This is a genomic window from Lachnospiraceae bacterium JLR.KK008, from assembly GCA_037015955.1.
In the GTDB taxonomy this organism is placed as follows: Bacteria; Bacillota; Clostridia; order Lachnospirales; family Lachnospiraceae; genus VSOB01.
Genome location: CP143548.1, coordinates 613,900 through 626,204, shown reverse-complemented (window position 1 = coordinate 626,204; position 12,305 = coordinate 613,900). Strand labels below are relative to the sequence as shown.

The 12,305-nt window shown below is 51.4% G+C and carries 10 protein-coding genes; 2 read left to right on the top strand and 8 right to left on the bottom strand.

Annotated elements, in window-relative coordinates; all coding sequences use genetic code 11:
- Positions 1-16 precede the first annotated feature (16 nt).
- Both V1224_03110 and glnA read right to left on the bottom strand, forming a co-directional pair.
- Complete coding sequence (locus tag V1224_03110) at positions 17-562, bottom strand: ANTAR domain-containing protein (GenBank protein ID WWR16464.1); 546 nt, start codon at positions 560-562, stop codon at positions 17-19.
- Positions 563-644: 82 nt separating this feature from the next.
- Positions 645-1,928: a type I glutamate--ammonia ligase gene (gene glnA / locus V1224_03105; protein WWR16463.1), complete on the bottom strand. Its 1,284-nt coding sequence runs from the start codon at positions 1,926-1,928 to the stop codon at positions 645-647.
- Positions 1,929-2,217: 289 nt separating this feature from the next.
- Here glnA and V1224_03100 point away from each other — a divergent pair, with 289 nt between their 5' ends.
- The gene (locus V1224_03100) at positions 2,218-2,688 is read left to right on the top strand and encodes a hypothetical protein (GenBank protein WWR16462.1); all 471 of its coding nucleotides are present in this window, start codon (positions 2,218-2,220) and stop codon (positions 2,686-2,688) included.
- Positions 2,689-2,695: 7 nt separating this feature from the next.
- Here V1224_03100 and V1224_03095 read toward each other — a convergent pair whose 3' ends face one another.
- Genes V1224_03095 through hisC form a run of 5 tightly spaced genes read right to left on the bottom strand, consistent with a single transcriptional unit; the run spans position 2,696 to position 7,834 of the window.
- Positions 2,696-4,606 (bottom strand): NAD(+) synthase, encoded by a 1,911-nt coding sequence (locus tag V1224_03095; protein ID WWR16461.1) that lies wholly within the window; start codon positions 4,604-4,606, stop codon positions 2,696-2,698.
- A complete protein-coding gene (hslO, locus tag V1224_03090) occupies positions 4,606-5,487 on the bottom strand; it encodes an Hsp33 family molecular chaperone HslO (protein ID WWR16460.1) in 882 nt (293 codons plus the stop codon). The genes V1224_03095 and hslO overlap by 1 nt, the downstream gene beginning before the upstream one ends.
- Positions 5,484-6,263, bottom strand: a complete 780-nt coding sequence (locus tag V1224_03085) for a class I SAM-dependent methyltransferase (protein WWR16459.1) — start codon at positions 6,261-6,263, stop codon at positions 5,484-5,486. The genes hslO and V1224_03085 overlap by 4 nt, the downstream gene beginning before the upstream one ends.
- On the bottom strand, positions 6,263-6,763 hold the full coding sequence (locus V1224_03080) for a small multi-drug export protein (GenBank protein ID WWR16458.1): 501 nt from the start codon (positions 6,761-6,763) through the stop codon (positions 6,263-6,265). The genes V1224_03085 and V1224_03080 overlap by 1 nt, the downstream gene beginning before the upstream one ends.
- A 9-nt stretch (positions 6,764-6,772) precedes the next feature.
- Positions 6,773-7,834, bottom strand: a complete 1,062-nt coding sequence (gene hisC / locus V1224_03075) for a histidinol-phosphate transaminase (GenBank protein ID WWR16457.1) — start codon at positions 7,832-7,834, stop codon at positions 6,773-6,775.
- A 204-nt stretch (positions 7,835-8,038) separates the two neighbouring features.
- Here hisC and V1224_03070 point away from each other — a divergent pair, with 204 nt between their 5' ends.
- Positions 8,039-9,832, top strand: a complete 1,794-nt coding sequence (locus tag V1224_03070; protein ID WWR16456.1) for a DUF6020 family protein — start codon at positions 8,039-8,041, stop codon at positions 9,830-9,832.
- Here the strand turns inward: V1224_03070 and V1224_03065 are convergent.
- Positions 9,768-12,245, bottom strand: a complete 2,478-nt coding sequence (locus V1224_03065; GenBank protein WWR16455.1) for a YfhO family protein — start codon at positions 12,243-12,245, stop codon at positions 9,768-9,770. The two genes, V1224_03070 and V1224_03065, sit on opposite strands and share 65 nt — an antisense overlap.
- Between the last annotated feature and the right edge of the window lie 60 nt (positions 12,246-12,305).

The window sequence follows — 12,305 nt, the reverse complement described above, 5'->3', positions numbered from 1 at the left end:
CTTTCCCCTTTCTCTTTCATGTCCTCATCATTGCAAGTATCATCTGCGCTGTCTCCGCCAGATTCGTACCGCTGTCCATACTGCACTTCTGGATATAGCGGTGGGCCTCCTGCTCCGTCATACGATTGCGCACCATCAGAAGCTCCTTGGCTTCCCTGATCCATGCCGCTTCCTGCTGGCTGCGCTTTTTCGGGGCTTCTCTGTATCTCCTGCGCCGACTCTCAATATTATGAACCATCATGCCCACGGTGTCAATGAGCTCGTGAACTTTCAGAGGCATCGCCAGTGACATCACGCTGCCATCACATTCCTCCAATACACTCCCGGAAGCGATCAGGAGCATCTCAAATCCTTCCGGAAGGTCGTCCCGCAGCCGGGAAAAGATCATATCCGGCATCCGATGGCCACAGATAACAATGCCGCCATCCAGACAGTCCGCCTGACTGAGCGCCTGCGCTCCTGTGGAACAGACTGCCGCCACCGGATACCCGCTGCGCACCAATATATTTTTAATGCTTCTGGCACCCTCTGTCTTAGAAAATGCGACTATAATCCCTGTCATCAGATACACCTCCTCTCCCGTTGTTTTACAGTACAGTGATGCAAAGTATGAAGTGTCTCACCACGCGTTGGTCCGCCGCAATCTAATATCGGTTCAAATATTGTCGGATTTCCCACTCACTGACCTGCGCCTGATATGTCTCCCACTCACTCCCTTTTATCATAAGGTAATTTTCATATGCGGTCCTGCCAAGCGTCTCTCCGATCAGCGAATCCCGCTCCATCTCATGCAGTGCTTCCCGCAGCGTCGATGGAAGTCTGCTTTCCGGCTCCTGGGACGGCATGATCTGCTCTCTGATACCGTCCAGTCCCGCACGCAGGCAGAGCGCCAGCGCCAGATAAGGATTTGCCGCAGAGTCGGGAGAACGCAGCTCAATTCTTGTCCCCTCTTCCCGATCACGAATAACCCGCACAAGCGGACTCGCGGCCGCCGTATCCCAGGACAGACAGACCGGCGCCTCATAGCCTGATACGAGACGCTTATACGAGTTTACAATCGGATTGGTGACAGCGGTCATACCCTTGATATGTTTCATCAGTCCACCGACAAAGAAAAGCCCTTCTCTGCTCAGACCATTTGCTTTGTTCTCGTCTGTGAAAATATTTTTTCCGTCCTTTAACAGTGCCATCCGCAGATGCATCCCGGATCCTTCCACCCCATTTTTGGGCTTTGGCATAAAAGTCGCATGGAGACCATGTCTTTTGGCGATCGTCTTCACAGCCAGTTTAAACGTCATAATATTATCTGCCGTCTTCAGCGCCTCATCGCGCCGGAAATCCACTTCATGCTGGGCAGGCGCAGACTCATGATGAGACGATTCGATTTCAAACCCCATGTCTTCCAGCATCATGACAATATCTCTTCTTGCATTTTCTCCCAGATCAAGCGGACTCATATCAAAATACCCGGCCTGTTCATGCGTCAATGTCGTCGGAAGCCCCTTCTCATCCGAATGAAACAAAAAGAACTCGCACTCCGGGCTCACCTCCATCGTGTATCCCAGCCCGCGGGCTTCCGACGCCGCTTTCTTTAAAATATGGCGGGGATCGGCCGCAAACGGAGCCCCATCCTCATGACAGACGTCACAGATCAGCCTTGCCACTTTGCCCTGCTGCGGTCTCCATGGAAAAATCTCGAACGTATCACAATCAGGATGCAGAAAGAGCTGCGCCTCTCCCTCATTGTGAAAACCGGTAATCGACGCGCTGTCAAACGCACACCTGTTGTCAAGCGCTTTCTTAAGCTGGCTGGCAGTAACCGCCACATTCTTGAACATGCCCGGAATATCCGTAAACTGCAGACGGATAAACTCCACATCCTCATCCTGTACAAGCCTTACAATATCTTCTCTCGTATATTTTTTCATACCACTCTTCCTTTCTGATCACAGAACCTTTGCAGGCAGCGCGAGTGAACTGCCTCCGCAGTAGTTCCCACTCCGCGAGCTGCGCGGTTATAATTTTATCGTATGGGAATTTCCGATACGATGAAAAAAAGACGCACTTACCCTTCCGTAAGAACGCCTTTGTCCTCTGCGATTATACCACAACCAAAATGTAAAGTCTATCGTGACGTCATAATGTCTCCCGCATTCAGGCATATTCACAACTGACAGTTAATACACTGTATAAATAAATGAAAACGGGGATATCGTTATGAGTTCCAGAACCAAAATCATTGTCCTTCATCTGAAGGAATTGCTGTATACCGGCATTTTCCTTGTGCTTGGCATTCTGTTCATCGTCCTGCTTATCATCATGTTCCTGCCCGACAAAAAGCAGACAAAGGAAACCGCACAGACTGAAAACGCCTACGTACCGGGTATCTATACCACGTCCATACAGCTTGGGGGAAGCACTGTGGATATCGAAGTGGTAGTGGATGAAAATCACATCAACTCCCTGCGCCTGAATACGCTGGACGAAGCAGTGGCTACCATGTATCCGCTCATCGAGCCGTCCTTTGATGAATTGGCACAACAGATCGAAGCCAATCAGTCTCTGGAAGGCATTACATATTCCGATGACAACCGATACACATCCATGCTGCTTTTAGATGCCATCTCCAAGTCGCTGGAAAAAGCGGCGTCCGCCATAGATACCGTACCGGAAACAGACCCGCAGTAACGACAGCTCACAGGCTGTCAAGCTCTCTGCTCCATGCCGTCATACACGCATCGGACGGCATCCGCAGATCTCCCCGGGGAGACACCGCCACACTGCCGACCTTCGGGCCGTCCGGAAGACAGGACCGTTTGAACTGCTGGGCAAAGAATCTGCGGTAAAAAATACGCAGCCACTTGAGAATGTCCGCCTGTTCGTACAGATCGGCAAACGCCTCACAGGCAATCCGGTATATCTTTCCGGGAGAAAAACCAAAGCGCAGCATATAATACAGGAAAAAATCATGCAGCTCATAAGGCCCCACCAGATCTTCTGTCTTCTGTGAGATCTTTCCTTCCACGGGAGGCAGGAGTTCCGGGCTCACCGGCGTATCCAGCACATCTCCGAGCACCGCTCTCAGCTCAGGCTCTCCACATGTATCCGCATAATATTGTACAAGGTGACGCACAAGTGTCTTCGGGATGCCCGCATTGACACCGTACATCGACATATGATCGCCATTGTAAGTCGCCCATCCAAGGGCAAGCTCCGACAGATCGCCGGTACCGATCACAAGACCGCCCTGTCTGTTGGCAATGTCCATCAACACCTGCGTCCGCTCCCTTGCCTGGCTGTTCTCATACGTCACATCATGTTCCTCTTCCTCCTGGCCGATGTCTCTGAAATGGGTGCGGACTGCCTCTTTGATGTCCACTTCCTCGAGCGTCAGACCGAGCGTCCGCGCCAGCTTGCAGGCATTGTCGTATGTCCTGCCGGTCGTGCCAAAACAGGGCATCGTGACCGCGACGATCCCCTTGCGGTCAAGAGAGAGCAGATCAAATGTCCGCACTGTCACAAGCAGGGCAAGTGTGGAATCCAGCCCTCCGGAGACACCGATTACCGCCGTCTTACAGCCCGTATGCTCATACCGCTTCTTTAATCCATAAGACTGAATGGATAAAATCTCTTCACACCGCTTCTCTCTCTCCGCCTGCACGGAAGGCACAAAAGGCTTATGATAAAAGGTTCGTGAAAGCTGCGTCTGCTCTTGTTGCAAACGAAACGGCACAATGCGATACCCTTCCGTCTCTGCCGCCGGGAACGTGTTCATCCGCCGGCGTTCAAAACAAAGACGGCTGATGTCCAGTTCACTGTACAAGATCTCACAGGAAAACTTTTTCGTCTCCGCGAGAATTGTGCCATTTTCCACAATCATATTGTGACCGCCAAAGACAATATCCTGCGTCGATTCTCCCTCTCCGGCGCTGCAATAGACATAGCCCGCCACCAGTCTGGCGCTGCACGATTTCACAAGCATCTTCCTGTAAGCGTCTTTTCCGATCGTCTCGTCGGAAGCAGAGAGATTGACCAGCACTTTTGCCCCTGCCACCGCGTGTGAGGTACCCGGCGTGTCGACCGCCCACAAGTCCTCACAGATTTCACAACCGACTACAAGCTCCGGCATCCCATCCGCACGAAAGAGAATATCCGTCCCGAAAGGAACCTGGCTCCCTTCCCACAGATAGTCCTCCGCCTGTCTGTTCCCCGGTGTGAAATGTCTCGTCTCATAAAACTCTCCGTACGCAGGGATATTGCGCTTGGGAATGACGGCAAGCAGCCTTCCGTCCGTCATCACTGCCGCCGCATTGTACAGCTTACCCGCTTTCTCAAGAGGAACGCCGACAAAGACAAGCGCGTCACAGCCGCGTGTGCTCTCGATGACCGCCTGAAGCTGACGTCTCGCCTCCTGTAACAGCCGGTCCTGTAAAAACAGGTCGCCGCATGTATATCCTGTGAGACAGAGCTCCGGAAATACAATCAGCTTTGCTCCCTCTTTCCGCGCCTTTTCCATCCCTTCGCAGATCACCTTCCTGTTATATTCCGGGTCTGCCACTTTGATCTTCGGCGTTACTGCCGCTGCTTTCACAAAACCATGTATCATTACCGCACCGCCTTCTTCAAAATATCCTTCAACTCGCTGACCGCAAATGTATGATCCGTATTACAAAAATGACAGTTGACTGTTACCGGTTTCTCTTCCGCGATCATCTCTTCGATCTCTTTCCTGCCAATGCTGATAATCGCCTTTTCCACCCGCTTTTTGTCACAGCCACAGTAGAACCGCGTTGGTATCCGGTCTGTAATTTCTGGCTGCAGACCGTCCAGAATCCGCTCCAGCATCTGTTCCGGTCCATCTCCACTGTCAAGCATCGCCGTCACGGACGGAATCTGCAGCAGATTCTCCTCCAGCCTGCCAAGAACGGCTTCCTCTGCAAACGGCATCAACTGGACAATAAAACCGCCGGCCTGTCTCACCGTATTGTTTTTATTCATCAATACACCCAGCCCGACACTCGAAGGAACCTGCTCCGAGACGGCAAAATAGTAAGTCAGATCTTCCGCAATCTCCCCTGTCTGTAATGCAGTCTGCCCCGCATAAGGCTCTTTTAATCCCATATCCCTGATCACGCGCAGCACTCCTTTGCCGACACTTCCGCCAACATCAAGTTTCCCTGCTGCGCTTGGTGGAAGCATTACACCCGGATTGTTCACATATCCCTTTACGTCCGCCTTTCCGTCTGCCGTCACCGTGATCCCGCCGATCGGCCCGTCTCCGCTGATCTGAAGCGTCAGCAGATCACTCTCGTTCTTGAGCATACTGCCCATCATGCCGCCTGCCGTCAGCAGCCGTCCCAGAGCTGCCGTCGCCACCGGACTCGTCTGGTGCCGCTGTCTGGCCGTCTCCACCTGCTCTCTCGTCGTAGCCGCAAACGCACGGATCTGAGCGTCTGCCGCCGCTGCCCTCACAATATAGTCATTCATCCTCTGTCTCCATTTTCTGCCGCTGCCGTTTTCCCGGATTCCCGGGCCGTCACATAGATTCTCTCGCTCGTCTCCCGCACCGGACCGTTCGTATCCGCATCCGCTGTTTCCAGAACAGACATTCCCGCTGCCTCCAGCAGCTCCCTGATCTCAGAAAGCGTGTAGCCGCGCTGTTCATGCGTCTCCGTAAATTTGCGGTATCTTCCGTCCGCTTCCTCCGTAAACACCGTCACTTCGTATTCGTTGATGCGGCTCTCCCTGTCATATTCATTTTCCCAGATAAAGCTGCACGTCTCCCGGTTCTCCGCGATCACCGCATCGCCGATCATCTGGTATTTCCAGTCCGTATTAAAATCAAAGAAAAAGATTCCGCCGGGGTCCAGATAGTTGTTCACAAGACAAAATACCGTCTCCAGCTCAGAAGGTTCCAAAATATAATTGACACTGTCACACAGACTGACGACCGCCTGTACCGTCCCGTACAGTTCGAATTCCCGCATATCCTGGCAGAGATACAAAATATCATGTTCCGAACGGTCACGCTTTTCGATGGCGCGTCCAAGCATCTCCGGCGAACTGTCGATGCCAATCATATCGAAGCCGGCAGCTGACAACAGCTCTGTCAATGTACCCGTGCCGCACCCAAGGTCGAGCACGAGTCCTTTTACAATCTGATGGCGTTCCAGCGCTGCCTGCACATTGGCGCTCCACGCCTCGTAAGGTGTCTCATCCATGAAAATATCATAGACCGACGCAAAATCCGTATACGCTTCCATTAGCTGATGATCGCCCCCAACAGTCCGTAAGACACAATCGACATAATAATCGTCGCCATGGCAACTCCGAGCAGCACCGCGAGAATCGCCTTCTTAAAGTCCACTTCCAGAAGCGCCGCGATCAGTGAACCGGTCCACGCCCCTGTGCCGGGAAGCGGAATGCCGACAAAAAGTACCAGTCCCCAAAACTCATACTTTCTGATGCTGTCGCTCTTGCCCATCGCCCGTTTCTCCAGCTTCCGGATGATCGGCCCGATCACCGGCACACCCCGCATCCACTTAAATATCTGGCGAATAAACAATAAGATAAATGGCACCGGGATCACATTACCGATGATACAGATCGGCACCGCCGTCGTAATCGGCACTTTTAAGAGCGATGCTGCGACCAGACCGCCTCTCAGTTCCAGAATCGGAATCATCGAGATGATAAAAATGACAAGCTCTCTCGAAATATATGCCCCCAATGTTTCCGTAAACCATGCTACCAAACTTTCCATAATTGTCTCCTATTTTCTATCTTTACTATATTGTTGCAAAAATGTCAGCAATACATTCATTTCCTCGTCCGTGCCGATGCTGATCCGCAGATAGTTGTCAATGCGCGGCCGGTCAAAGTAACGCACGTAAATACCGACTTCCTTCAAGGCTGCGAACAGCTCCCTGGCAGGTATCTGACTGTGAGTGGCAAAAATAAAATTGCTTCCGGAATCCGGAAAGGAAAATCCCAGCGCTTTCAGTTCCCGCTTGGTCCGTTCCCGTGTCGCAATGACCTTTTCCACATTCGCTCTGAAATATGCGTCGTCTTCCACACTTGCCACTCCGGCGCGCAGAGACGGAAGATTCATCGTATAGGAATTAAAGGAAAATTTTGCGTCATTCAGATAAGAAAGCAGTCTTTCACTGCCAAGCGCATATCCGATTCGCAGACCCGCCAGAGAGCGGGACTTGGAAAATGTGCGCACGATCAGCAGATTCTCATACTTTTCAATCAGCGGCAGCGCGCTCTCGCCGCCAAAATCGATATATGCCTCATCGACAATCACGACTACATCCGGGTTTCCCGCCACAATCCGCTCTACCATATCTATGGACTCCAGCACTCCGGTCGGCGCGTTCGGATTGGGGAAAATGATTCCCCCGTTGTCACAGAGATAGTCATCCGGATCAATGGAAAAGTCATCCCGCAGCGGCCTTATCGCATAAGGAATCCGAAACAGTTCCGCCCAGACGTCATAAAAAGAATAGGTAATGTCCGGAAACAGAATCGGACTGGCACCGTTAAAAAAGGTCAGAAAAGACATCGCCAGCACATCGTCGGAGCCAACGCCGACAAAAACCTGCTGCGGCTTCAGACGATGATATTCGGCAAGGCTTCGGCGCAGAGCCGATGCATCCGGGTCCGGATAGAGACTGTATTCTTCCGCTTTGACCGATCTTATGGCCTCCATAACCCCCGGCGCCGGCGGATAAGGATTCTCATTCGTATTCAGTTTAATGATATTGCGCTGCCCAGGCTGCTCCCCTGGTGTATAAGGAATTACCTTTCTCACATTCTCTTCCCAGCTCATCCGACTCTCCTCTTTCTGGCTTTTACCGTTGTATTGCCGTCGTCATCACTCCTGATTCAGACAGCAAATCCTTGATTCCCGTTACATACTAACAAATTTTTCCTTCTATTGCAATCAAAGGTTTTCGTTGACATCATTGTTTGCTTCCCTTACACTTTTTAAAAGGCATTATTTTGTCTCTATTTTACATAACAGGAGTTATTTATGAAAACAAAAGATATGATACGGGTAAATTCTCATCTTATATGCGCCGTCTGCGCGTTTCTTGCCACCTGGGCTACAGTGCGGGCATGTGGCATCAGCACTTTTCACCTGTTTGGCGGACTGCTGTTCGTCATCTATCTGCTGCTGGTCAGGCAGTTCCGGCAATGGTCAAAGACAGCCGCCGCTTCCGCCTTACATAAGATCGTTTCCGCCGCTCTGGCCGCTCTCTTCGTCTTCTTTTATCTGTGCGCCGACTACGAAGCGCTTCTCGGAGGACTGAGCAGCAGCCTCTTTCGCCTGGGCCATCTGATCATTATCGGCGCCGGTCTGTTCTGTATTTTTTATGTGATGCTCTTTTGCTTCTTCCAATGGCTGAATGACTGCTCTCCATTCGCAGATGCCACGCAAAAGAGCGACAGATTTTATAACAGGTTGCCTCTGTTTGCCTTTTTCTTTTGCCTGCTCTGCTGGCTGCCTTATCTGGCGACCAATTATCCGGGCGTCATGACTGTGGACAGCCTGAACCAGTATGGGCAGATTATCGGCGCGCTCCCCATGAGCAATCATCACCCCTGGGTACATACGCAGCTGATCCGTCTCTTTTACGAGATCGGCATCGTCCTCACGAAAAATCCGCTCACAGGCCTTGGGCTGTATACACTCTTTCAGATGGCAGTCATGGCTGGTATCTTCGCTTATCTGATCGACCTGTTCGTCAGACTGTGCATAAAAAAGCGGCTCTGCCTGATCGTGATCGCTTTCTATGCGCTTCTGCCCTATAATGCCATCTATATGATAACAATGTGGAAAGACATTCTGTTTTCCGGTATGACACTGCTCTTTTCTGTCGTATTGTTGCGTTTTCTCATACATTCCAGGCAGGAAGCCTTCCCGCTCACAAGGCGCACTTACCTGCTGTACCTGCTCTCCGGGCTCGGTCTGTGCCTGCTGCGCTCCAATGGGTTTTGTGCTTTCCTGCTCACAGTGCCCTTCCTGCTCCTTTGTTTCCGGCGGCAGTGGAAACGGCATCTGCTTTTGAATCTTCTGATCCTGCTGCCCGTGCTGTTAATCAAAGGACCGCTTATGAATGCCTGTCATGTGGCCTCCCCGGATTTTGTGGAATCCCTCTCGATTCCCATCCAGCTTGCCGCCAGAGTCTATGTGGATCAGGAAGAAACAGATCCTGCGGACGATGAAATGTGGAACCGGATCGTAGACACTTCCCGAATCCCGGAGACCTATGAGTCCTTCTGTTCCGATCATATGAAAAACCTGATCCGCCAGGGTGATCAGGCATATCTGGAGGCCCACAAGGCCGATTATCTGAAGCTGTGGGTTTCCTTTGGACGAAAACACCCCGGCGCTTATGTCCGGGGCTATATTGATGCCACAAAAGGCTACTGGTACCCTGATGTTCCTAACGTGATTGGCTCCGACGAGCGGATCGCTGACAATCCTTACGGACTCTCGGCAAAACCGCTGCTGCACAATCCCGTGACAATCAAGATCAAAGAAATCGTGTTTAAGCTGCCCGACATGATCCCTGTCTATGGGCTGCTCTTCAGCCTTGGCGCCATGTTCTGGCTCTCTCTGGCACTGGCCGGCAAAACAGTTCTCTCCGGCAGGAGAAACTGCCTGATCGTCTTCCTGCCAAATGGAGCGATCTTCGCCACTCTCTTTCTGGCAACGCCGGTTTACAATGAATTCCGTTACGGTTATCCGATGCTGCTCACGATTCCTCTGTTTGCGCTCTGCGCGCTCTATAGCGGAAAAGGAACAGAAGCAGGGCGCTGACCGCGCTCAGCAGCAGTCCGGCTGATGCGCCCGGCGGTTCATATGTGAGTACGACACTGTGTGTACCCGCAGTAAGCGGAGCGCTGATCATTGCTCCTGCAAACGGATGAATGGGAACCGCCGCTCCGTCTATGGACAGACGCCATCCGGCCTCATTGGGAATGGAGGTGACAAGCAGTCCCGCCGCCTCCGCTTCCACGACTCCCTCCACGGAAGTGTCGCTGACTGCATTGATCTCCAGCGGATACCGCTCCAGAATGCCAATCATCGCTTCCAGAACGTCGACATTCATACGGTATGCCGACAACGCCAGTTCATGTTTCTCATTTCTCTTGTCACCGCTCTGCGTCAGCAGAATCGCACTGCCCTTCCTGCACCAGCCTAAGTCAAGAATATGCGGATAATAGACTTTCGGAAATGTCTTCTCCCGGTCGTCGATATTGACCGTTATATTTTTCGTGCTGCACTCCTGAGGGTAGACATAAAGATAACCGCTCTCCTCCACAATAATGCGCACTTCTCCATCTTCCTCCAAAGCTTCAATCTCTTCAAAGAGAGGCTTTTCCAGGCCAAGCGCCCCGGCCAGACTGTTCTGCACTTCAATGGGACTGCCTTCCTCCAGCTCCCAGCGCTGCTCCAGATCAGCGGCAACGACAAACCCCGGCGGCAGCGTATACTGTTTGCGGTACAGATAACCGCCCTCCCCTTCCGCCAGAAGCTCATGAAAGGCATCGGCGCTCTCCAGTTCCTGCGAAAACAGATAGCCGACGGAAAGCAGAGCGGATGTCAGCGGCGTCGCTCCCTCATAACTGTAAAATACTTTGCTCGTACTCATGCCCAGTCTCCGGTACAGATGCGCCGTGTCCTCATTGACCGTAGAAGAAAAGAATGTGGCTGTCGCCACTCCGGCCAGCATCCCGTCATTTTTCGTCATGTAATCATATTGTTCCATCCGCGGAAACACCGCTTCCTCCAAATCCTGTAGCGGCGCAGCAGTTGAAAGTGCCTGAAACGCCTGCTGGTGCGCCAGATATTGGGAACGGCTTGTCGTAAAGACACTGGTCTCCACCGTATTCATTGATGCTTCCGTAATCACGAGAGCCGATAGCAGTCCCGCCGCCAGAGTCCTCTTCAAACTGCCCCGTTCCCGCCAGTAGAGGAGCAGCGCATAGAGCACCACATACAGCATCGTGAAGCGAAAACTGCCTTTTAAAAAATCATCTCCGTCCGCCAACTGCCGGCACAGGAGCAGAAAAAATATCACACCTGACACAATTCCGATCAACTGTCTGCGGGAAATTTCCCAAATGTGTAAATATCCTTCAAAGCTAAGCGTAAGCACGAGAAAAATATAGAGAAAAGACTGCCTTGCCGGAAGGCTGTCCGGAAAATTCAGCCCATGCCACAAAAATTCCAGAATATTTATGGAAAAACTCAACAGAAAAATCACAAGCAGTGCGATCCTTGGCAGCTTTTCTTTCCAGCTGATCCGCCTGCTGCACAGATAAACCGGAAGCAGCAGGAAAACTGCCACACCGCAGTATAAGTTCGGCCAGTGTGCATTGCGGATCTCCGGCATCACATTGACACAATGCCTTGCCACCACGTTCAGACTATGAAAATAAAATCGAAAACGGTCCGGAAAGTCGGCATGATCAAAGCGGGTGGCCCGCAGCGCCAGTGTCCCCGGCAGCAGGACTGCACCGGATAGACCGCCTGCCAGAAGGGAATACAGGACAAACTGCTTCAGACTTCTCAATTTTTCTTTCACAGAAAGCGGAAGAATCAGCACTGTATAGTACAGTATAAGAAAAATGCAGATAAAAATAGAGATATAATAATTCGTGAGCACAGACAGGCCAAGCGACAGACAATAACGCACAGGCTTTCCGCCATACACAAGCTCTTCCAGTCCCAAAATGATGATCGGTGCGAGAATAATGCAGTCCAGCCACATAATGTTCCAGTTGTACGCACACAGATAACCGGACAGCGCATAAAATACCGCGAACAGTGCGACCGCATAGCGGTCCGTGCGATAATGCCGCTTCAGATACCAGGCAAAGCTGAGCCCGCAGAGACCAATTTTAACAATGATAAGCAGCGTCATAAATTCTATCATCAGTCCGCGAGGACAGAGGACAAGCAGCCAGTTCATGGGACTGGCAAGATAATAGGCATACAGCGCCAGAAAGTTAGCGCCCAGACCGGCACGCCAGGAAAAAAACAGACTGCCGCCCTCCTGTAACTTTCTCTGTAATTCCGTAAAAAAAGGCAGGTATTGATTGTACAGATCCACACGCAAAAAACAACGATCCCCAAAAGGATAGATCTCTTTATAAATAACAGCCGCAATCATAATTGCCACCGGAATACAAAACGCGGTCAGCAATGGTCTTCTCTTTCGTTTCATTGCCTGAAAACTCCTGAATAAATATTAATTATAGATTTAACTATTTTTTACCACTTTTTT